Annotated in this window: 22 protein-coding genes; 10 read left to right on the top strand and 12 right to left on the bottom strand. The window is 65.6% G+C overall.

The genetic code is table 11. From position 1 onward, the window contains the following. Position 1 precedes the first annotated feature (1 nt). Positions 2 to 1,117 carry an alpha-ketoacid dehydrogenase subunit beta gene (locus ACT3S6_RS01130; RefSeq protein ID WP_443382484.1) on the bottom strand — a complete coding sequence of 372 codons (1,116 nt, stop codon included), beginning with the start codon at positions 1,115 to 1,117 and terminating at the stop codon, positions 2 to 4. Further along, the gene (pdhA, locus tag ACT3S6_RS01135) at positions 1,114 to 2,301 is read right to left on the bottom strand and encodes a pyruvate dehydrogenase (acetyl-transferring) E1 component subunit alpha (protein ID WP_443382482.1); all 1,188 of its coding nucleotides are present in this window, start codon (positions 2,299 to 2,301) and stop codon (positions 1,114 to 1,116) included. The genes ACT3S6_RS01130 and pdhA overlap by 4 nt, the downstream gene beginning before the upstream one ends. A gap of 218 nt (positions 2,302 to 2,519) precedes the next feature. On the opposite strand from pdhA, the gene ACT3S6_RS01140 reads away from it, so the two are divergent. Continuing rightward, on the top strand, positions 2,520 to 2,969 hold the full coding sequence (locus ACT3S6_RS01140; protein WP_087000797.1) for an Lrp/AsnC family transcriptional regulator: 450 nt from the start codon (positions 2,520 to 2,522) through the stop codon (positions 2,967 to 2,969). Between the two features lie 35 nt (positions 2,970 to 3,004). Here ACT3S6_RS01140 and ACT3S6_RS01145 read toward each other — a convergent pair whose 3' ends face one another. From ACT3S6_RS01145 to paaA, 6 genes are read right to left on the bottom strand one after another with little or no spacing between them, the layout of a single operon-like run. Further along, positions 3,005 to 3,784 carry an enoyl-CoA hydratase/isomerase family protein gene (locus ACT3S6_RS01145; protein WP_443382480.1) on the bottom strand — a complete coding sequence of 260 codons (780 nt, stop codon included), beginning with the start codon at positions 3,782 to 3,784 and terminating at the stop codon, positions 3,005 to 3,007. A 10-nt stretch (positions 3,785 to 3,794) separates the two neighbouring features. After that, positions 3,795 to 4,964: a 1,2-phenylacetyl-CoA epoxidase subunit PaaE gene (paaE, locus tag ACT3S6_RS01150; RefSeq protein ID WP_443382578.1), complete on the bottom strand. Its 1,170-nt coding sequence runs from the start codon at positions 4,962 to 4,964 to the stop codon at positions 3,795 to 3,797. Positions 4,965 to 5,002: 38 nt separating this feature from the next. Next, the gene (paaD, locus tag ACT3S6_RS01155; RefSeq protein WP_443382478.1) at positions 5,003 to 5,491 is read right to left on the bottom strand and encodes a 1,2-phenylacetyl-CoA epoxidase subunit PaaD; all 489 of its coding nucleotides are present in this window, start codon (positions 5,489 to 5,491) and stop codon (positions 5,003 to 5,005) included. A gap of 10 nt (positions 5,492 to 5,501) precedes the next feature. Then, complete coding sequence (paaC, locus tag ACT3S6_RS01160; RefSeq protein ID WP_443382476.1) at positions 5,502 to 6,353, bottom strand: 1,2-phenylacetyl-CoA epoxidase subunit PaaC; 852 nt, start codon at positions 6,351 to 6,353, stop codon at positions 5,502 to 5,504. Beyond that, positions 6,350 to 6,673 carry a 1,2-phenylacetyl-CoA epoxidase subunit PaaB gene (gene paaB, locus ACT3S6_RS01165; RefSeq protein ID WP_443382474.1) on the bottom strand — a complete coding sequence of 108 codons (324 nt, stop codon included), beginning with the start codon at positions 6,671 to 6,673 and terminating at the stop codon, positions 6,350 to 6,352. Before paaB ends, paaC begins: the two co-directional genes overlap by 4 nt. Further along, entirely contained in the window at positions 6,674 to 7,663 is a 990-nt protein-coding gene (paaA, locus tag ACT3S6_RS01170) for a 1,2-phenylacetyl-CoA epoxidase subunit PaaA (protein ID WP_443382472.1), read from the bottom strand. It lies immediately after the preceding gene. Positions 7,664 to 7,801: 138 nt separating this feature from the next. Between paaA and ACT3S6_RS01175 the strand changes: the two genes are divergently transcribed. The 3 genes from ACT3S6_RS01175 to ACT3S6_RS01185 are packed head-to-tail and all read left to right on the top strand — an operon-like array spanning position 7,802 to position 9,698. Continuing rightward, on the top strand, positions 7,802 to 8,221 hold the full coding sequence (locus tag ACT3S6_RS01175) for a PadR family transcriptional regulator (RefSeq protein WP_443382470.1): 420 nt from the start codon (positions 7,802 to 7,804) through the stop codon (positions 8,219 to 8,221). Continuing rightward, entirely contained in the window at positions 8,218 to 8,931 is a 714-nt protein-coding gene (locus ACT3S6_RS01180; protein WP_443382468.1) for a hypothetical protein, read from the top strand. The genes ACT3S6_RS01175 and ACT3S6_RS01180 overlap by 4 nt, the downstream gene beginning before the upstream one ends. Before the next feature lie 56 nt (positions 8,932 to 8,987). Continuing rightward, the gene (locus ACT3S6_RS01185) at positions 8,988 to 9,698 is read left to right on the top strand and encodes a hypothetical protein (RefSeq protein WP_444553345.1); all 711 of its coding nucleotides are present in this window, start codon (positions 8,988 to 8,990) and stop codon (positions 9,696 to 9,698) included. A 20-nt stretch (positions 9,699 to 9,718) separates the two neighbouring features. Here ACT3S6_RS01185 and ACT3S6_RS01190 read toward each other — a convergent pair whose 3' ends face one another. The 4 genes from ACT3S6_RS01190 to ACT3S6_RS01205 form a co-directional block, all read right to left on the bottom strand. Further along, on the bottom strand, positions 9,719 to 10,129 hold the full coding sequence (locus tag ACT3S6_RS01190; protein WP_443382464.1) for a hypothetical protein: 411 nt from the start codon (positions 10,127 to 10,129) through the stop codon (positions 9,719 to 9,721). A 199-nt stretch (positions 10,130 to 10,328) separates the two neighbouring features. Beyond that, positions 10,329 to 11,087, bottom strand: coding sequence for an amino acid ABC transporter ATP-binding protein (locus ACT3S6_RS01195; protein ID WP_443382462.1), 759 nt, complete (start codon positions 11,085 to 11,087; stop codon positions 10,329 to 10,331). After that, positions 11,084 to 12,574 carry an amino acid ABC transporter substrate-binding protein/permease gene (locus tag ACT3S6_RS01200; protein ID WP_443382460.1) on the bottom strand — a complete coding sequence of 497 codons (1,491 nt, stop codon included), beginning with the start codon at positions 12,572 to 12,574 and terminating at the stop codon, positions 11,084 to 11,086. The genes ACT3S6_RS01195 and ACT3S6_RS01200 overlap by 4 nt, the downstream gene beginning before the upstream one ends. 154 nt (positions 12,575 to 12,728) lie before the next feature. Beyond that, positions 12,729 to 14,177 carry a serine hydrolase domain-containing protein gene (locus ACT3S6_RS01205; RefSeq protein ID WP_444553346.1) on the bottom strand — a complete coding sequence of 483 codons (1,449 nt, stop codon included), beginning with the start codon at positions 14,175 to 14,177 and terminating at the stop codon, positions 12,729 to 12,731. Positions 14,178 to 14,296: 119 nt separating this feature from the next. On the opposite strand from ACT3S6_RS01205, the gene ACT3S6_RS01210 reads away from it, so the two are divergent. From ACT3S6_RS01210 to ACT3S6_RS01235, 6 genes are all read left to right on the top strand, one after another. Further along, positions 14,297 to 16,468: a S9 family peptidase gene (locus ACT3S6_RS01210; protein ID WP_443427006.1), complete on the top strand. Its 2,172-nt coding sequence runs from the start codon at positions 14,297 to 14,299 to the stop codon at positions 16,466 to 16,468. 157 nt (positions 16,469 to 16,625) lie between these two features. Continuing rightward, positions 16,626 to 17,078, top strand: coding sequence for a hydroxyphenylacetyl-CoA thioesterase PaaI (paaI, locus tag ACT3S6_RS01215; protein ID WP_086997961.1), 453 nt, complete (start codon positions 16,626 to 16,628; stop codon positions 17,076 to 17,078). A gap of 73 nt (positions 17,079 to 17,151) precedes the next feature. Then, positions 17,152 to 18,471 (top strand): AMP-binding protein, encoded by a 1,320-nt coding sequence (locus tag ACT3S6_RS01220; RefSeq protein ID WP_444553347.1) that lies wholly within the window; start codon positions 17,152 to 17,154, stop codon positions 18,469 to 18,471. A 10-nt stretch (positions 18,472 to 18,481) separates the two neighbouring features. Then, positions 18,482 to 19,090, top strand: a complete 609-nt coding sequence (locus ACT3S6_RS01225) for a TetR/AcrR family transcriptional regulator (RefSeq protein WP_443382450.1) — start codon at positions 18,482 to 18,484, stop codon at positions 19,088 to 19,090. A 136-nt stretch (positions 19,091 to 19,226) separates the two neighbouring features. Beyond that, positions 19,227 to 19,919 (top strand): nicotinamide mononucleotide transporter, encoded by a 693-nt coding sequence (locus tag ACT3S6_RS01230; RefSeq protein WP_443382448.1) that lies wholly within the window; start codon positions 19,227 to 19,229, stop codon positions 19,917 to 19,919. 47 nt (positions 19,920 to 19,966) lie between these two features. After that, entirely contained in the window at positions 19,967 to 20,578 is a 612-nt protein-coding gene (locus ACT3S6_RS01235; RefSeq protein ID WP_443382446.1) for a GrpB family protein, read from the top strand. Positions 20,579 to 20,590: the final 12 nt, after the last annotated feature.

The raw sequence follows: 20,590 nt of genomic DNA on the forward strand, positions 1-20,590 counted from the left end.
TCTAGTCCTCCCACTGCAGCGAGTCGACGGTGTCCAGGATGCGGTCCACGCCAGGCAGGAAGAAGCCTTCCAGCTTCGGTGCCGGGAACGGGATGTCGAATCCGGTCACCCGCAATACCGGGGCGGCCAGGGAGTGGAAGCAGCGTTCCTGCACCCGGGCCGTGATCTCCGAGGCGACGGAGGCGAACCCCGGGGCTTCGGAGATGACGACGGCGCGGCCGGTCTTGCGTACGGAAGCGCAGACGGCCTCATCGTCGAAGGGCACGATGCTCCGGACGTCGATGACCTCCAGCGAACGCCCCTCCTCGGCCGCGGCCGCAGCGGCGGCCAGTGCCGTGGAAACCGACGGACCGTAGGCGATCAACGTCGCGTCGGTGCCGGCACGGGCCACGGCGGCATGGCCCTCGGTGGGGTGTTCGCCGGCGGCGGCCGCGGCCTCGTATTCGGTGCGCAGGGCGTCCAGGTCCACCGTGTCCTTGGAGAAGTAGAGCTTCTTCGGCTCCAGGAACACCACGGGGTCGTTCGAGGCAATGGCCTCGCGCATCATCCGGTAGGCGTCGGACACCGTTGAGGGGGTCATGACCTTCAACCCGGGGGTATGCGCGTAGTAGGCCTCGGAGGAGTCGCAGTGGTGTTCGACACCGCCGATGCCCCCGGCGTAGGGGATGCGCACGACCACGGGCATGTCCACGGCACCGCGGGTGCGGTTGCGCATCTTGGCCAGATGCGAGGCGATCTGTTCGAAGGCCGGGTAGGCGAAGGCGTCGAACTGCATCTCGATGACCGGGCGCATCCCGTTCATGGCCATGCCGATAGCCATGCCGGCGATGCCGGATTCGGCCAGCGGGGTGTCGAAGCAGCGTTCGACTCCGAAGCGTGCCGTCAGCCCGTCGGTGATGCGGAAGACCCCACCCAAGGTGCCAATGTCCTCGCCGAAGAGCACGACGCCGGCGTCGGCTTCCATGGCGTCGGCCAGGGCCGTGTTCAGGGCCTTGGCGAAGGTGACCGGCCGCGGGCCTGCGGCCTCGGCCCGTTCTGCGGCGCGTTCGGTGGCTCGGGCCGTGGCGGCGCTGACGTTGCCGTTGGCCTCGGATGAAGTGGTGATGTGCGGGCTCACTTGGCGTCCCCTTCCCGGGAGAGTTCGTCCGCGAGCAGTGCGCGCTGTTCGGCCAGCTGCGGGGTCTGGGTGGCGTAGACGTGATCGAACAGTTCCAGCGGATCGATCTCCGGGTCCTGGTTCAGTCCATCACGCAGGGCCTGCGCCGTGTCTTCGGCGTGGGCGGCAATGCGTTCGGTGACCGCATCGTCGAGCAGACCCTTGTTCTTCAGGTAGGTGGTCATCCGGTTCAACGGGTCCTTCGCCTGCCAGGCCGTCACTTCCTCGTCCTCCCGGTACCGGGTGGCGTCATCGGCGTTGGTATGGGCCTGCATCCGGTAGGTATGGGCTTCCACCAGGAGCGGGCCGGAGCCGGTGCGGGCCAGTTCCACGGCGCGTCCCAGCACGGCCATGAGCGCGACCAGGTCGTTGCCGTCCACGCGTTCGCCGGCCATGCCGTAGCCGACGGCCTTATGGGCCAGCGACGGGGCCACCGACTGTTGGGACAGCGGCACGGAAATGGCGTACTGGTTGTTCTGCACGAAGAAGATCACCGGCAGGTTGAACACCGCGGCGAAGTTCAGGGCCTCGTGGAAATCGCCTTCGCTGGTCGCCCCATCGCCACACATCGCCAACACGACGGTGTCCTCGCCACGCAGCTTGGCGGCATGGGCGACACCGACCCCGTGCAGCAACTGGGTGGTCAGCGGGGTGGATTGGATGCCGACCTTGTACTGGCGGGGGTCGTAGCCGCCGTGCCAGTCTCCGCGGAAGAGCACCATCGTCTCCACCGGGTCCACTCCCTTGGCCATCACGGCCACGGAGTCCCGGTAGGTGGGGAACATCCAGTCGTTCTGGCCCAGGCAGAGGGCCGCTGCCACCTGGCAGGCCTCCTGGCCATGGCTGGAGGGGTAGACGGCCATGCGGCCCTGGCGGACCAGTGCCGAGTTCTGGTCGTTGGCCCGGCGGCCGATCACCAGCTGCTCGTAGGCCTTCAGCAGCGTCTCGTCGTCGGGAAGCGGGTATTCATGGCCCGGCTCGGTCCCCTGGTCCTCGGCGGGGCGCAACGAACCGCCCTCGTCGACGATCTGGATCTGGCCGCGCGAGGGCAGCAGGTAGTCCTCCACGGAAATGCCGAAGTGGCGGCAGACGCTGTCGAGGTCGGCGGCTTCGGCGGCTTGCGACTCACCTGGCACGGCGCTCATGATGTACTCCTTCGTAGAATCCCGGCGCCCGACGGGCCGCATCAGCACGGCAGCGTCGAAAGCACTTCGTGACTCAAGTATGCGAAGCGGGAGCGGATCGTATCCAGTTAAGGACAAATGCCTAGAAAATAGGGAATAAATACTCTATTCTTGAAGACAGAACGTCACTGTGAGTGACGTTACATCGTCTTTCGTAGACATCTGTTCCGGAGGAGACCATGGACTCGATCCCCGTGAAACTCGACGACGTCGATCACCGCATCATTGCCGAGCTGACCCGTGATGGCCGGCAGTCGGTGACCACCGTGGCCCAGAACGTCCACGTCTCACGCGCCCACGCCTACTCGCGCATCAACCGGTTGCAGGACGAAGGGGTCATCACCCGGTACATGGCCGTCGTGGACCCGGTGCGGGCGGGACTGCGCTCCTCGGCCTATGTCACCTTGAAGTTGCGCCAACACTCGTGGCGTGAGCTGCGTGAACGGCTCGCGGCCCTGCCGGAGGTCCACCACATCGGACTGGTGGGCGGGAACTTCGACGTGATCCTGCTGGTCCGGGCGAAGGACAACGTGGATCTGCGCCGCGTGGTGTTCGATAACATCCAGTCGATGCCCGGGGTGCTGGACACCCAGACGTTCCTGGTCTTCGAGGACGTCGACACCCGCTAACGGGCACGGACCGGGCGGATGCCGCCCGGACCGGCTCAGCCCTTGAAGTCGGGCTTGCGCTTCTCCTGGAAGGCCTTAAAACCCTCGGCGTAGTCGGCGGTGGCGCAGAGTCCGTCCTGGGCCCGGTTCTCGTGGGCCATGGACTCCCAGAGCCCGAGCCGCTGGTCGCGCACCTCGGCCACCAGCGCCTTGGAGGCCACGAAGGCCCGGGTGGCCCCCTGGGCGACCTTGCCCACGATTCCCCGCGTGGTCTCCAGCAGGTCATCGGCGGGCATGGACCGGCTGAACAGCCCCGAGCGCACCGCTTCCACCCCCGAGATCAGCTCGGCCGTGTAGATCATGTCCAGCGTCCGGTGGGCACCGAGCCGTTCGGTGAACAGCCAGTGGCCGCCCGAATCCAGCGTGGCCCCGAGATTGGCGAAGGGCGAACCGATCTTGGCGTTCTCCGCCACGTAGACGACGTCGGTGGCGATGGCCAGGCCCAGCCCGACGCCGAGGCAGGCGCCCTGCACCGAGGCGAAGGTCGGGGCCGGGAACTCGGACATCCGGCGCAGCAACGGCTGCACCAGACCGCCCAGGTAGCCCTGGACGTCGTCCTCCGCCGGGTCGACGTCGGAGATATCGCGTCCGGCGCAGAATCCGCGTCCTTCACCGCGCAGCAGCAGGGCCCTGACCTCTCCGGAGTCCGCGGCCCGGGCGGCACGCCCGTAGACCTCGGAGAGTTCGCGTAGGGCGTCCTCGTTGAGGGAGTTCATCTTCCCGGGTGCGTTGAGCACGACTTCGGCGATGCCGTCGGAGATCTGCAGATCGATCATGCGGTGCCTCCTAGGCGTCGTAGTTCACGGACACGGCGTCCGAGGTCGGGTGGGACTGGCAGGTCAGGATGTAGCCGGCTTCGATCTCCTCGGGTTCCAGCGCATAGTTCTCTTCCATCTCCACGGTTCCGGTGACCAGCTTGGCGCGGCACGTGCCGCAGACCCCGCCGGCACAGGCGAAGGGGACATCCGGGCGGACCCGCAGGGCGGCGTTGAGGATCGTCTCGCGGGCGGAGAGCGGGGATTTCACCTGGCCCTGAAGTCCGTCCAACCGGAATTCGATGTCGTAGTTCTCACCGGAGTCATCGACTTCCACTGCCCGGCCGATCTGGCCTTCGGGACGGTTGGGCCGGCCGGTGGTGAAGAGTTCGTACCGGACCTTCTCCGGCGATACCTCTTGTTCGGTCAGGTGGTCACGGACCAGCTGGACCAGCTCGAAGGGTCCACACAGGAACCATTCGTCGATCTGGTTGGTGCGGATGACCGAGCCCAACAGCGAGGTGAGCTTCTCGGCGTCCAGGCGTCCGGACAGCAGCGGGGAGATCCGTTGTTCACGCGAGAGCACGTGGTGCAGGGCGAAGCGGGAGGGGTAGCGGTCCTTCAGATCCGCCAGTTCCTCCAGGAACATGACGTCCATGGCGGCCCGGTTGGCATAGATGAGGTCGAAATGGACGCGCTCGTTGGCGGACAGCACGGTCCGGGCGATGGCCATGACCGGGGTGATCCCCGACCCGGCGGCGACGGCGACGAAGTTATGGCTGACGTTCGTGTCGATCGATGTCGGGTCGTTCAGCGCGGTCATCTTGTGCTTGGAGATGAAGGCACCCGAGGGGCTCATCACTTCCATCGTGTCGCCGGCACGCAGCGATTCGTTGGCCCAGGAGGAGAAGAGGCCACCCAGATCGCGTTTGATCGCCACCTTGATCTCGCCCGGCTTCGGCTCGGCACAGATGGAGTAGCTGCGCCGGACCTCGGAGACGTTGCCCTCCTCGTCGGGCAGGTCCTTGCGCAGGGCGACGTACTGACCCGGAAGGTAGTCGTACTCCCCGATCAGGTCTTCCGGGACGGCGAAGGTGACCTCGATGGCCGCGGCCGTCAGGCGGCGGACCTCGCTCACCTCGAGGGTATGGAACGCGGCCCGGCGGCGCGAGGAGGTCCCGATCCCGGAATCCTCCGGCATATCGGTGTCGGCTGCCTCGGGCAGGGGGGTCGTTTCAGTCATGAAAGCACCTTGAAGTAGTCGAAGGGTTCCAGGCACTCCCGGCACTGGTACAGCGCCTTGCAGGAGGTGGACCCGAAGCGGGAGAGTTCCTTGGTATTGAGGCTGTGGCACAGCGGGCATTTCACGGCCAGGCCGAGGGTGACCGGACCGCGGTGACCGGTTCCGGTCGGCGGGGCGATCCCGTATTCCTCGAGCTTGAGCTTGCCGGATTCGCTCATCCAGTCGGTGGTCCATGCCGGGGAGAGCACCAGGTCGACGGTGACGTCGCCGTAGCCCTCGGCGTGGAACGCCGTCTGCAGGTCCTCGCGGATGGCGTCCATGGCCGGGCACCCCGAATAGGTCGGGGTGATGACCACCCGCACACCGCCGTCCTCGGCGAGTTGGACATCACGCAGGATGCCCAGGTCCTCGATGCTCAACACCGGGATCTCGGGATCACAAACCTGCGCGGCGATGGCCCACAGGGTCGTCGTGCTCGTGCTCATGGCTTGCTCCTTACCAGCTGGCGCCGGGGTGCTTGCGCGCCAGGACCTGCATTTCCGCCAATAAATGGCCCAGGTGTTCGGAGTGCTCGCCGTGGCGGCCGCGGCAGAGCGCGAACGGGCCGGTCGGGACCTCGAGATCGGCCGACTCGAGGACGGCGGCGAATTCGGTGTCCCACCGTTCGCGCAGGCTCGAGGGCCGCACCCCGGCGTCGCCGAGTTCGTCGTAGAGGTCCTCGTCTTCGAAGAGTTCGCCCACATAGGGCCAGAGGACCTCGAGGGCATGGCGCATCCTGCGGGCCGATTCCTCGGTGCCGATGCCCAGCCGGCGGGTCCACATGATGGCGTGGTCACGGTGGTAGTCGACCTCCTTGACCGCCTTGGCACAGATCGCCGAGATGGTCTCATCGGAGGAATCCAGCAGCTCGGTGTAGAGCAGGTGCTGGTAGATCGAGATCATCAGCTGGCGCATGATGGTGACCCCGAAGTCGCCGTTGGGCTGCTCGAACAGGTGCAGCGAGCGGAAGTCCTCCTCCTCGCGCCAGTAGGCCAGATCGTCTTCGCTCTTGCCCCAGGCCAACCCGGCATAGGACAGGAACGAGCGGGCATGGCCGAGTTGGTCCAGGGCGATATTGCCCAGGGCGATGTCCTCTTCGATTTCCGGGCCGCGCGAAATCCAGTTCGATAGGCGCTGGGCCAGCACCAGGGCGTCGTCGCCCAGACGCAGGGCATACTGGGCCACCGCTTCGCCCGGTGCCCCCTGCTGCAGCTGGATGTCTTCCGGGCGCAGGGCGTTGCCGGGGGTGATGCGGGTGGCCGAGGCGGTGGAGTCGCCGTAGCTCTCGGTGGTCTCGGTGGCGCTCACAGGTGCTTCACGCCTTCGCTCTTCTTGTAGTACGTGGCGTGCCGGTAGTCCTTGCCCTGGGGGGATTCGAAGAACTGGCCCTTGGAATCCGGGTCTGAGGCGATGATGTCCGTGGAGGCCACGACCCAGAGCGAGACGCCCTCATTGCGCCGGGTGTACAGGTCCCGGGCATTGCGCACCGCCATTTCGGAATCCGGTGCGTGCAGCGATCCGGCGTGCACATGCGACAGACCGCGGGCGGAGCGCACGAAGACCTCCCACAGGGGCCATTCGCGGGTGGCGGGGGCCCCGGCGTCGTGCTGGTTCTTTTCCTGGGCCACCTAGGCCACCTCTGCTTCCTGTTGCATCTTCTCGGCATATGCTGCGGCGGCCTCGCGGACCCAGGCCCCTTCGTGGTGGGCATCGCGGCGACGCTGCAGGCGCTGCGCGTTGCACGGTCCGGCCCCGGCGATCACTGCCTTGAACTCGGCCCAGTCCAGGTCCTTGTGGATCCATTTGCCGGTTTCCTCGTCGAAACGCAGTTCCGGATCGGGCAGGGTCAGCCCCAGCACCTTGACCTGCTCGGCGATCATGCCCACGAAGCGCTGGCGCAGATCGTCGTTGGTGAAGCGCTTGATCTTCCACTTCATCGTCTGCTGCGAGTTCGGCGAATCCCCGTCCGGAGGACCGAACATCATCAACGAGGGTCCGTAGAAGCGGTTGATGGCATCCTGCGCCATCTGCTTCTGGGCCTCGGTGCCGGCGGCCAGCTCCATGAGGATCTCGAAGCCCTGGCGCTGGTGGAAGGATTCCTCCTTGCAGACCCGCACCATGGCCCGGCCGTAGGGCCCGTAGGAGGCACGGCACAACGGAACCTGGTTCACGATGGCGGCACCGTCGACCAGCCAGCCGATGGCGCCCATATCTGCCCAGGAGCGGGCCGGGTAGTTGAAGATCGAGGAGTATTTGGCCTTGCCGGAGATCAGCTGCTCGGTGAGCACGTCCCGGCGGGTGCCCAGGGTCTCGGCGGCCGAGTAGAGGTAGAGACCGTGGCCCGCCTCGTCCTGGACCTTGGCCATGAGGATGGATTTGCGCTTCAGGCTCGGGGCGCGGGTGATCCAGTTGGCCTCGGGCTGCATGCCGATGATCTCGGAGTGGGCATGCTGGGAGATCTGCCGCGTGAGGGTCTTGCGGTACCCCTCCGGCATCCAGTCGCGGGGCTCGATGCGCGAGTCTTCGGCGATGACCGCGTCGAAGTGCTCCTGCGCCGCCTCTTCCTCCGGCGTCGGAACCGTGGACAGGGGCCCGTTCGGGTCGTTCTGTGCAGCCAAGCGGCTCACCTCACTGTGACAAGTATTCGAATTACTGACCGTTCGTTCAGGATATGGGGCAGATCACCTATCCGTCAATTGATGCGCCCGACCTCCCAAAAGATTGACACACTTACTAGTTAGACAGACAATCTACTCATGTCCATCCACCACGCGGCTGCCGACGACGGGCCCCCGGGAACCCCGTGGCCCACCGATTGGATGCGTGCCCTCTTGGGGCTATGCACCCTGCGGGCCCTGGAATCCGGGCCGTCCTACGGCTACGCGATCATCGCAGAACTGGAAGAAGCGGGACTCGGCGTGGTCAAGGGCGGGACCCTGTACCCGCTGCTCACGCGGTACGAGGGGGCCGGCTGGGTGGAGACCGAATGGCGCGCCGGAACCTCCGGCCCGGGCCGCAAGTACTTCTCCCTCACGACCGAGGGGCGGGCCGAGCTCGAACGCCACCGCCGCGGGTGGCAGCAATTCGCGGCACTGACCTGCCGCTTCCTGGCCTCCGAGCCGGACCAGACGGCAGTATCGCCGTCCACTGATCACGAAAGGCAGCCCCGGCCATGAGCTCCACGCAACCCAACGAATCCTGGATCGAAGAGTTCATCCTCGCCCTGCGCCTGCGCGAGGTCCGCGGCGATGCCATCGGCGATGCGACAGCCGTGGTCCGCGGGCATATCGCGGATTCCGGGCAGGACGCCCACGAAGCCTTCGGGGATCCAAGCTTCTACGCGAAGCAACTCGACCTGCCGCGTCAACCGAATCTTCGACCAGGCAGCCCGGTCATCATGGGGCCGGCGATCTCGCTGACGGGGCTGCTGGTCTTCGCCCAGTCCATCCCTGCCGTGTTCGCGGGGAGCCCCATGGAGGTGTCACTGCCGCAACTACTGCTCTTCGCACTTCCCTGTGCGCTCGTACTGGCCTTGCCGTATTACTTCAACCTCGGGGTGCGCCACCTCTGGGTCTTCGCGGTGGCCTTCTTCGTGGTGATCGGCGCCGGTATCGGGGCGGGCCTCTTCGACCCCGACCGAGGCTTCCCGGCCTGGCTCAACCTCCAGCCCCTGTGGTTCGCCATCGGTTCCGGGGCCGCGATGCTTGCGGCTAGCGTCTGGTCGGTCGTCGACGATCTCCGCACCCCGCAGGATCCCTTGCCGGGCCCGACGGGCCCGGCCCCTGCCCCCACGGGTATCGTCGCCCGGCTCATCGGGACGATCCCGCATTTCTTGATGCCGCTGATCGCCCTGGCCTTCCTCGTCTCGGAACTCAGAATGCCATGACTGCGTCAAGCAGCGAACTATACGTCTCGGCGTCAACCGATCACGAAAGGCGGATCATGAGCCCCACGCAGACCGACAAGTCCTGGATCAACGATTTCATTCTCGCCCTGCGCCTACGGGGGGTGCGCGGCGAGGCCATCGGCGACGCGGTGGCCGTGGTGCGCGAGCACGTCGCCGATTCCGGCCAGGCCGCCGGTGACGCTTTCGGGGACCCCCGCACCTACGCCGAAGAACTGGAGTTGCCCACGGTCCGGCGAACCGGGGCGTCCAGCGTTTCCGTCATGGCTCCGGTGGTGTCCCTGCTGGCAATCGTGGTGCTCGGCCGCGCCGCTTCCGCGGTCTTCGGCGGTTCCGCACTCGGGCTCTCACTGCCGCAGCTGGGCCTGGTCCTGATCCCGATGGCCCTGATGCTTGGCTTGCCGTACTACTTCAACTTTGCCGTACGGCACCTGTGGGTCTTCGCGGTGGTCTTCGTTCTGGCCACGGGTGCCGCGGCCCTGTCAGGTTTCTTCGACCCCCACCATGGAACACCGGCCATCGTGGTCCTGAACGCGGGATGGGTGCTGGCCGTGGCCGCGGTGACCATCGCCCTCATGTCCGCCTGGCAACTCCGCCGGGCGCTGACAGATGCCGCGGATCCACTGGTGGACCCGCTGCAGCCATCGCCGGCAGCCGAACGCCACGCGAGGATCTCGGCCATGCTGCCGGCGGTGCTCATGCCGGTCATGGCGCTCGTCGTTCTGGCCATCGCCTGGGTGGCACGCTAACCGGCCGCTTCCGGCGGACCCTAGTTCGAGTCGAGGTCGTCGTCCGGGTCCGGATCCCCGTCGAGGTTCACGTCGTCCCCGGCGTCGGCTGCCAGGACCCGGTCCAGCCCTTCGTCTTCTTCCTCGTCGATCGAGGCGTTGGCCAGTCGGTCGGCCTCCGGGTCGGAGAGCTCGCCCTGGTCTTCCAGGTCTTCCACTTCTTCCTCGACGAACGGCAGCTCCTCGGCTTCGGCGTATCCGGCTTCATGCAGCGGGTCGCCCTCTTCCATCATGGCGGCATCGTCCGAGGACCCCTCGGCCGGTTGTCCTCCCCGACCATCGGTGGGCACCGGGTCCATTGGATCTCCGGTGGACTCTTCGGGGTCGGGCGCGAACTCGGATCCGGGGTCCGGTTCCATATTCGGGTCTCGTTCTGGCGTTTCGGAACTCATGAATCGCTCCTTCGCTGGTTGCCTGCAGGGCGACGAACGCCGCCTTGCCGTCCCCGGGGTGCGGTTCCGGGAACGTCCATCTTCACCGTAGGCACGGAGAGGGCCCGCGGACAAGGAGCCAGGGCCCCGGGAAACGACGACGGAGGCGAGCCGGCATCCATACCGGCCCCCGCCGTCGGACCGGGTGGCCCTGGCCGGGTCAGAGGACCTTCGAGAGGAACTCCTTGGTGCGTTCCTGCTGCGGGTCATTGAAGAGCTGCTCGGGGGTCCCCTCTTCGCAGACGACGCCGTCGGCCATGAAGATCACCCGGTCCCCCACCTCGCGGGCGAAGCCCATCTCGTGGGTGACCAGAACCAGGGTCATCCCCGAATTGGCCAGATCCCGGATGACTTGCAGGACCTCCCCGACCATCTCCGGGTCCAGGGCACTGGTGGCCTCGTCGAAGAGCATGATCCCGGGGTTCATGGCCAACGCCCGGGCGATGGCCACACGCTGCTTCTGCCCGCCCGAAAGTGCGGCCGGCCGGGCTTTGGCCTTCTCGGCCAACCCGACCCGGGTCAACAATTCCATCGCCTTCTCCCGCCCTTCGGCCTTGGACGCCTTCTTCAACTCGACGGGAGCCAGCATCACGTTCTCCGCCACGGTCATATGCGGGAAGAGGTTGAAGTGTTGGAAGACCATGCCGATATGGCGGCGGACGTCGTTGATATCCACTTTCGGGTCGGTGAGGTCGAAGCCGTCCACCACCACCGTGCCTCCGGAGATGTCCTCGAGCTTGTTCAGGCAACGCAGGAACGTGGACTTGCCCGAGCCCGAAGGGCCGATCACGCAGACGACCTCCCCCTCGGCCACCTCGGCGTCGATCCCCTGCAGGACCTCGTTGGAGCCGAACGATTTGCGCAGTCCACGCACCTCGATCATCAGCTTGCGGGCCGTTTCCGTTGTCGACGCACTCATTTGTTGAACCTCCTGTCAGCGAAGTTGGCCAGCTTCGTCAGCAGCATGACCGCGACGAAGTAGATGACGCCGACAATGAACAGCGTCTCGGTGACGCGGAAGTTCGCCGCGTAGATTTGTTGGCCCTGGTACAGCAGTTCGGCGAAGCCGATGGCCAGCAGCAGGGAGGAGTCCTTGAGCATGATGATCAGCTGGTTGATCAGCGATGGGGTCATCATCTTGAACGCCTGCGGAACAACGACCTTCTGCATGGACTTTCCGTAGCCCAGGCCCAGCGACCGGCTGGCCTCCATCTGCCCCGGATCCACCGATTGGATGCCGCCGCGGACGATTTCCGCGACATAGGCCCCCGAGTTCAGTGACAGGGTCAATACCGCGGCAACCCAGATATTGATGGGCAGGCCCGTCAGTTGGGGGATGCCGAAGTAGAACATGAAGGCCCAGAGCAGCAGCGGGGTGCCACGGAAGACGTTCACGAACGTCGTGGAGATCCCGCGGACGATGATGTTCCGTGCGATCTTCATGAATCCCGCGGCCAGGCCGATGATCATGGCGACCACGAAGGAAATCCCGGTAACGACCATGGTGTTCTTCAGACCCTTGAGCAGTGCCGGCAACGAGCTTTCCAGGAGTTCCCAGAAGCTCGTGGGCTGGGCGGCCGTGGGATCGCCGAGGTACTTATCGAGGATCTTGTCGTATTCCCCGTCGGCCTTGAGCTTGGCCAGCCCGTCGTTGAAGGCAGCCAACAGGTCGGCGTTCTTGCCCTTGTTCACGGCGAAGCCGTAGGACCCGCCGGGCACCTTGTCGGTGACGGTCTTCAGCCCGTTATTCTGCGCGATGCCGTAGGCCAGGACCGGGTAGTCATCGAACACGGCGACGGCGTTTCCGGATTTCACCAATTCGTACATGCTCGCCGACTGGTCCAGTGACTTGACCTTGAAGTCGTATTTCTTGGCAATGGACTTGGCGTAGGTCTCGCCTTCGGCACCGGTCTTCGCGGTGACGGTCTTGCCCTTGAGATCCTCGTAGCCCTTGATGTCGTCGTTGCCCTTGGCAACGGCCATCTGGACGCCGGATTCGAAGTAGGGCTCCGAGAAGTCGTAGACCTCCTTGCGCTCATCGGTGATGGACATGCCCGCAATGACGCCATCGACCTGGTTGGAGGTCAACGCCTGCAGTGCGGCGTTGAACCCGAGCGATCGGATCTCCACCTTGAAGCCCTGGTCCTCGGCCACTGCGCGGACGATGTCCATGTCGATGCCGGTCAGTTCACCGTCGGCATTGCGGAATTCGAACGGCGCGAAGGTCGTATCCGTGCCGATGACGAAGGTCTTGCCTTCGACGGCGGAATTACCGGAGCCTGATGCCGAGGTATCGGCGGCTGCTCCCGTCGCACCGAATAAAAGCGAGGCCACGGCCAGGAACGCCGCGACCACCAGCCCTGTTCGACGGCGCCCGGTCCGGGCCGCCCTGATGTGATGTCGCAAGTTCTCTACCCCGTTCGCTGGTGGTGCGGCCCGTCTTCACGGGTCTTGGACTCCCTTAGACAATAAGGCATCGTGACCCAGCTCACAGGGAGTGCTCAGCGGCGTGTGTTATTTTTTTCACCCCACACCCGACGCTCGCGACGACCAGGCCGGGTCAGCCTGCTGGGTCGGCCACCCTTGACGGCAACCGGAAATCGGATTGCCGGACCAGCTTCATGCCCCCGGGGCCCCGGATGGCTGCGGCTCCGGCGGCATCGAATTCAAAGACGAAGTCCTCCCCGTACCCGCCGAAACCGTTGGGATCGCGCGTACGCAGGGTCCGGGAATCCACATATTCCAGCGGTTCGGCCAGTGCCGGATCGGGGGCGGCGCCCAGGGACAGGCAATACAGCTTGCCCCCGAGTTCGACGATGTCCTGGACACCCCACAGACCCGCGAACCGCCCGGTGAACCGGTCGAGGTGTTCTGCGGGGACGTCGGCGTACGATGCCGGGGTGTCCGCCGCAGCGAGGGTCGCCAACCCGATGAGCTGCTCGCCCCAGGTCGTGGCCGGGCCGTCGATGGCATTGGTCAGGACGCTGAGGGCGACCCCGGTTTTCGGCAACGCCCAACTGCGGCTGATATGTCCCGGGTAGCCGCCGCTATGTCCGAAGGTCTCGTGTCCGTGGACCTCCTGCAGGATCATCCCCAACCCGTAATCCCGGCCGGGCACCCCCGAGGGTTCGAATTTGCGTTGCATGCGGCGTTTGGAGTGTTCGGAGACCGGGGATCCCGCGACCGGTCGTCCCGGGCGCTGCGGCAGATGGGCCGAGAGGAATCGCACGACGTCGCCTGCGGTGGAGTAGAAACCGGTTGCAGCACTCAGCGCGCCGGTATCCACGTGGTCGATCGTGCACCGGTGCTCGAGCGTATAGGGCTCCCCCATCACGGCCAACGCCCCGTACCCGGTCGCCAGCTCGGTGGCCCCCTCGTCCAGATCCGGCCCGGTGTCGTGGAGCCCCAACGGTTCGATCAGCTTCTCCCGGACGTATCCGCGGTAGTCCTGTCCGCTGGCGGCCTCGATGACCAGACCCAGCAGACCGTAGCCGATGTTCGTGTATTTGAAATGGACATGGCGCCCGATGCCCCCACCCCCGGCAGCGGTCTCGAGCAGGACCCCGCGGCCGGGGAAGGGCCGGGACAGGACCCAGAAGTCCGAATCCGTGCCGTCACGGGTCAACCCGGAAGAATGGGAGAGCAGCTCCGCTACGGTGACCTTCCCCGTCTCCGTCCCCGCCAATTCGGGCAGGTGGTCGGCGAGCGCGTCCTCAAGGGTCAGCGAGCCCTGTTCGGCCAGCTGGAGGATGGCGGTGGCGGTGAACATCTTCGAATGCGAGGCGATGCGGAACTGGTGGGCCGCCGTCAGCCCGGTACCGGAGCCGACATCGGCATAGCCGCCGGCGACCGTACCGATGACCACCCCATCAACGGCGACGGCAACCTGGTAGCCGGGCTGCCGGTCGAAGGAGCGCAGATGCTTCAGGAAGCGGGGGGCATAGGCGAGGACGGATTCCCAGACGGCGAGGGCGGGGTTGGTTTCAGCGGTCGGTTCTTCAAGGGCCATGGACCCATCCTGCCACCAGGGATTCCGGCTGCCGTCGATCACGAGGCCCCGGAACAGTAGCCGCGCCCCCAACACGCCGCTGGCGAACAGCGCGCGGGACCCCTTCGTCATGGCGTTGAATGGGACGCATGAGCGAATCCCCCATCGAAGCGCAGCCTCCCGTCGCTGCCAAGATCCCCGTCCAGCGCACTCACCACGGCGATACGTTCGTTGATGACTATGAGTGGTTGCGCGAGAAGGAGAATCCGAAGGTCATCGCCCACCTCGAGGCCGAGAACACCTATGCGGAGGCGGTGACCGCCGGGCAGCAGGAGCTGCGTGAGAAGATCTTCGCCGAGATCAAGGAGCGCACCGAGGAGACTGACCTCTCGGTTCCTGCCCGCAAAAATGGTTGGTGGTATTTCAGCCGGACCGCGGAGGGCCAGCAGTATGCGGTGCACTGCCGCGCCGCCGCCACCGACACCGGTGATCCTGTCGCCGACTGGACGCCGCCGGTCATCGAAGCCGGAAAACCGTTCGAGGGTGAGCAGATCCTGATCGACGGTAATGCCGAAGCCGAAGGCCAGCCTTTCTTTGCGCTGGGCGGTTTGGCCGTCGCCGAGGACGGGAACCTGCTCGCCTACGCCCAGGATAATGCCGGTGACGAACGCTTCACCCTGCGCATCAAAGACCTCTCCACCGGGGAACTACTTCCCGATGTCATCGAGAACGTTTTTTACGGGTTGGCTTTCTCCCCGGACGGCACCCGGGTCTACTACACGGTGGTCGATGATTCTTGGCGTCCGAACCAGGTCAAGGTTCACACCCTGGGCCAGGACCCCTCCCGCGACACCGTCGTGCTCCAGGAAGACGATCCGGGCATGTGGATGGGCTTCGACCTCTCCCCCGACCGCCAGGAACTGCTGATCTCCATCGGCAACTCCGAATATGCGGAGACCCATTCGCTGGATCTGGTCGATCCACTCGCCGCTCCCCGCCTGCTGCTGGGCCGCGAGGCACAGATCCTTCATGGCATGGACCCGGTGACCGTGGACGGCCAGCGTGCCTATCTCCTCACGCATAACCTCGACGCCGAGAACAACATGGTCTCCCTGGTCGCCGCCGACGAGTTCTCCAAACCGTTGGCCGATCAGCAGTGGGCCACGGTCTTCGCCCACCGCGACGATGTGAAGATCGAGGGCACCGCGGTCACCGCCTCTCATGCCATGGTCTCCGTCCGCCAGGACACCATTGAACGAATCCAGGTCCTTCCGCTGGCCGGGCTGGGCACCGAATCCCAGGCCTCCGTGACCGAACCGGACTTCGACGAGGAGCTGTACACCTGCTCTTTGGCCGGCGCCGAATACGATGCCCCGGTCATCCGTCTGGTCTACACCAGCTTCCTGGTCCCGCCGCGCATCTACGACTACACGCTGAACTCCGGGGAGCTGTCGCTGCGCAAGGAGACCCCGGTCAAGGGAGGGTACGATGCCGATGACTACGTGGCCGAACGAGAATGGGCCACCGCCGCCGATGGGACCCGGATCCCACTGTCGGTGATCCGCCGCCGGGAGGTTTCCAGGGATGGTTCCAACCCGGCACTGGTCTATGGCTACGGCAGCTATGAGATGAGCATGGACCCCGGTTTTTCGATTCCCCGGCTTTCACTGCTCGATCGTGGCGTCGTCTTTGTCATCGCCCATGTGCGCGGCGGTGGCGAGTTGGGTCGCCACTGGTACGACGACGGTAAGAAGCTGGCGAAAAAGAACTCCTTCACCGATTTCGTCACCGCCACCGAGCACGTGGTCGCCACCGGGTGGGCCCACCCGCGCCGCGTCGTGGCGATGGGCGGTTCGGCCGGAGGCCTGCTCATGGGCGCCATCGCCAACTTGGCACCGCAGCTATACACGGCCATCGTGGCGCAGGTGCCGTTCGTTGATGCCCTGACCAGCATCCTGGACCCCGAGCTGCCCCTGTCGGCCCTGGAGTGGGAGGAATGGGGCAACCCGATCACCGACGCGGACGTCTACGCCTATATGAAGTCCTACACACCGTACGAGAACATCGCCGCGGTGCAGTACCCGAAGATCGCCGCCGTCACGAGCCTGAACGACACCCGGGTCCTCTATGTCGAACCGGCGAAATGGGTGCAGCGCCTGCGTGACATCAGCACCGGCAGCGAACCGATCGTGTTGAAGATCGAAATGGATGGCGGGCACGGAGGTGCCTCGGGACGCTACGAAGCGTGGAAGGACCGCGCCTGGGACTACGCCTTCGCCCTCGACGCGCTCGACGCCACCGAACGCCTCTGAGCAGAACTCACCTGAGGTTTCGGGCAGGGCGGGATCCCCACGGATCCTGTCCTGCCCCGTGCGTTAACAAACCCTCTCCCACGGTTCATGGCTTGACTTGAATCACATTTCAAGATTACCTAATGAACGTTCAGTAAATCGTGGATGGAGTCCCAGCATGACCGATACCGACGTCGATGCGGTGCCAGCGGAAACCGCCCCGCAGCACGCCGTACTCACCAACGACTACGCCTCGGAATGGCTCGGAATCAAGGTGGTCCACGTCGGTGAGGGCGAGGCCACGATCACCATGACCCTGCGTCGCGAAATGCTCAACGGCTTCGGCATCGGACACGGCGGAATGATCTTCGCCCTGGCCGACACCGCCTTCGCGATGGCGTGCAATCCCGCCGAAGGCTCCGAGGACACCGTCACCGTCGCCTCGGGTGTGGACATCAACTTCATGAAACCGGGCCTTCCGGGCCGCCTGCTCACCGCCGAGGCGACCCGCCGCCATCAGTCAGGGCGCAGCGGTTTGTACGACATCCAGATCCGTCAGACCACCCCGGAGGGCGGCGAGGAAATTGTCGCCGAGTTCCGCGGTCGTTCACGGACCGTCCCCAAGCGCTAGATGCCCGACGCCGGAACCAAACCACCGACGTCATGCATCTTCCACCCACCCAGCTATCACCAAAGGGCCAGCAATGACGCATACAGTCCCAGAAACCGAACTCCCCAACCCGCTCGATCCCGAAGAGACGATGAGCCGCGATCAGATCGAGTCGATCCAGCTCACCCGGTTGCAGGAGACCGTCGCCTACGCCTATGACCGCGTCCCGCTCTATCAGGAGAAGTACGACGCCGCAGGGGTCCACCCCACGGATCTGAAGGAACTCTCCGACCTGGCCAAGTTCCCCTTCACCGACAAGGAGGACCTGCGCAAGACCTACCCGTTCGGGATGTTCGCCGTCCCGCAGCACGAGGTCGCGCGGATCCACGCCTCCTCGGGTACCACCGGCCGGGCCACCGTCGTCGGCTACACCCAGACCGACCTGGACGACTGGGCCAAGCTCGGTGCCCGCTGCCTGCGCCTGTCGGGGGTCAAACCGGGATGGAAGGTCCATAACGCCTATGGATACGGGCTGTTCACCGGTGGACTGGGTGCCCACGCGGCCGCCGAACGACTCGGCACCACCGTGATCCCGATGTCTGGCGGGCAGACCGAGAAGCAGATCACGCTGATCAACGACTTCGCCCCCGAGGCCATCCTGTGCACTCCCACCTACCTGCTGACCATCGGGGACGCCATGCAGCGCAAGGGCATTGACCCGCGCTCCACGTCGTTGAAGGTCGCCGTCCTCGGCGCCGAGCCATGGACCGAGGAGATGCGCCATGAGCTCGAGGTCATGTTCGATATCGATGCCTGCGACATCTACGGCCTCTCCGAGGTCATGGGCCCGGGGATGGCCGGCGAATCAGGTGAGACCAAGGACGGCAGCCACATCTGGGAGGACCATTTCCGTCCGGAGATCATCGATGCCTTCGACCCGTCCCAGGTCCTGCGCGACGGCGAACACGGCGAGCTGGTCTTCACGTCCCTGACGAAGCAGGCGCTGCCGATCATCCGCTACCGCACCCATGACCTGACCCGCCTGTTGCCGGGCACCGCGCGTCCCGGGCACCGTCGCATGGGCCGGATCACCGGGCGCAGTGATGACATGATCATCCTGCGCGGGGTGAACCTCTTCCCCAGCCAGATCGAGGAGATCGCGTTGAAGGTCGGTGGACTCTCACCCCACTTCCAGCTCGAAATCACCCGTCCGGGCCGGATGGACGAGCTCGCCGTGAAGATCGAACGCCGGGTGGACTGCACCTCGGACCGGGCCATCGAGGCCAGCCGCGAACTGCAGAAGCTCATCAAGATCCATGTCGGCTCCAGTTGCCGCGTCGACGTGGTGGACCCCGAGTCCCTGCCACGTTCGGTCGGCAAGCTGCGGCGCATCTACGACCTGCGCAACAAGTAGGATCGTCGGCATGCCCACCACCGCCAGCAGACCCTCCGGGGCCAAACGCGGCCGCCCCGGCCACGACCAGGACTCCGTCTTGTCCATCGCCGTCCAGGTCTTCAACAGATACGGCTACGATGCGACGTCCATGGGGACGCTGGCGGACCATCTGGGCATCAGCAAATCGGCGATCTACCACCATGTCCCCTCCAAGGGAGACTTGTTGGACCGGGCCCTGGACGAGGCCCTGGTGCCGCTGGAGGCCCTGGATCAGGATCCCCGCGCCTCCAACGGCACCGCCGGGCAGCGTCTCGAGTTCATCCTGCGTTCGACCATCAGGGTGCTGATCGAACGCCAGTCCTATGTGACCCTGCTGCTGCGACTGCGCGGGAACACCGAGATCGAACGTCTGGCGCTGGAACGCCGGCGTGCCGTGGACCGGCGTCTGGCCCGGTTGGTGATCGATGCCCAGCAGGAGGGCACGCTACGTCAGGACATCGACCCGCGCACCACCACGCGCCTGTTGTTCGGGACGATCAACTCGCTCGTGGAGTGGTACCGCACCGATGGCCCTTCGACTCCCGAGCAGGTCGAGGACAACGCAATCGCGATGATGCTCGACGGCCTTCGCCCCTGATTCCTGCCCTCGCCCGGCCCCGGATCGCTCCCGGCGTGGATTCGAATGCGGCCACGTTCCGGCGGTACCATCGTGGGGTTCCCTCCGTGTGGCTCCCCGCCCACGCCTGCTCCCATCCGTTCGATAGGCATTCTTCGTGGACCAGCTCTTCCAGACCCTCTTCAACCAGACCGCTGGCACCGCCGAGGCAACGATCCTCGCGCTCGACGCGCTGGGTGTGCTGCTGACCGGGATCGCCTTGCTGTTGCTGGCCCGCCGCAACGACCTCGGCTGGTGGTTCCAGATCATCGCCGTGTTCGCCGGTCCGATGGTCATCGCCCTGCAATTCGGTTACGACGGCTTCTTCAAGGCCGTCCCCTATCTGCTGGTCCCGATCTACGGTCTATGGCGTTTCAGCAAGTACCGCCTGCAGGGGAAGTTCGGCCGAGCCGTCGAGGTCAGGTCGTTCACGGCCTCCTCCCTGGTCTGGGGTTTCGTCATCACCCTGCTCATCGCCTTCGCCTCGGCCCTTCCCACGATCTTCAGCGGGCAGATCCTGGGCAGCATCCAAATCAGTTTCTGGTTGACCCTGGTCTTTTCTGCCTTGGTTCCCGCCGGCCTGGTGGGGGTGGCCAACGGCTTCCGGTGGGCCTGGCTCGTGGTGGCGGCATCGGCCGTCGCCCAGGTGGCCGTCTACTTCGGCAACCAGCCGGCCTTCGCCACGCTCGGGGTGCTTGTCCTGCAGTTCGGTGCCTCGCTCTTCGGCTGGTGGGCCTGGCGTCAACTCCCGGCCGAGGCCGTCCAGGACGACACCGTGGAATACCCGCCGAGCCCCTACCAGGAGGCCTGACAGCAGTCGGTTCCCGTCGCCACCGCGGCGTAGTAGCCTGTCGATCCATGGCCACCGACGAAGAAATCATGAACCATCATGATGAGGAACCGGATCCCGGCGTGTGGGTCACCGGCCCTCCCGTTCCACGTCCCATCGTCATCGCGGAGCCTGATCCCCTGTGGCCCGCCACCTTTGAACTCATAGCCGCACGTCTCCGCGCGGCGCTTGGCCCCACGGCCCTGGCGGTGGAGCATGTCGGGTCCACCGCGGTTTCCGGGCTGCCGGCCAAACCGGTCATCGACATCGATGTCACCGTCGCCGATCCTGCCGACGAATCCTCCTACCGCGAGGCGTTGGAGGGTGCGGGGTTCACCCTGGTCGTCCGCGAGCCGGACTGGCATGGGCACCGGTGCTTTCGGCTCGAGACCCCGGAGGCCAACGTGCACGTCTTCGGCCCCGACTGCCCCGAAACGATCCGCCACAGGCTCTTTCGCGACTGGTTGCGCGTCCACCCCGGGGACCGGGATCTGTATGTCGAGGCCAAACGCTCCGCGGCGGCGGCAACCATGGCCGCCGGCGGCGTCGTCATGGACTACAACCGCCGCAAGGAAGACACCATCCGGGCCATCTCCGACCGGATCTTCGCCACCTCGGGACTGCAGGCCACGGACGGTTGAACCCCTTTCCCC

The sequence above is a fragment of the Arthrobacter sp. AOP36-C1-22 genome (genome assembly GCF_052377515.1).
Taxonomy (GTDB): domain Bacteria; phylum Actinomycetota; class Actinomycetes; order Actinomycetales; family Micrococcaceae; genus Arthrobacter_H.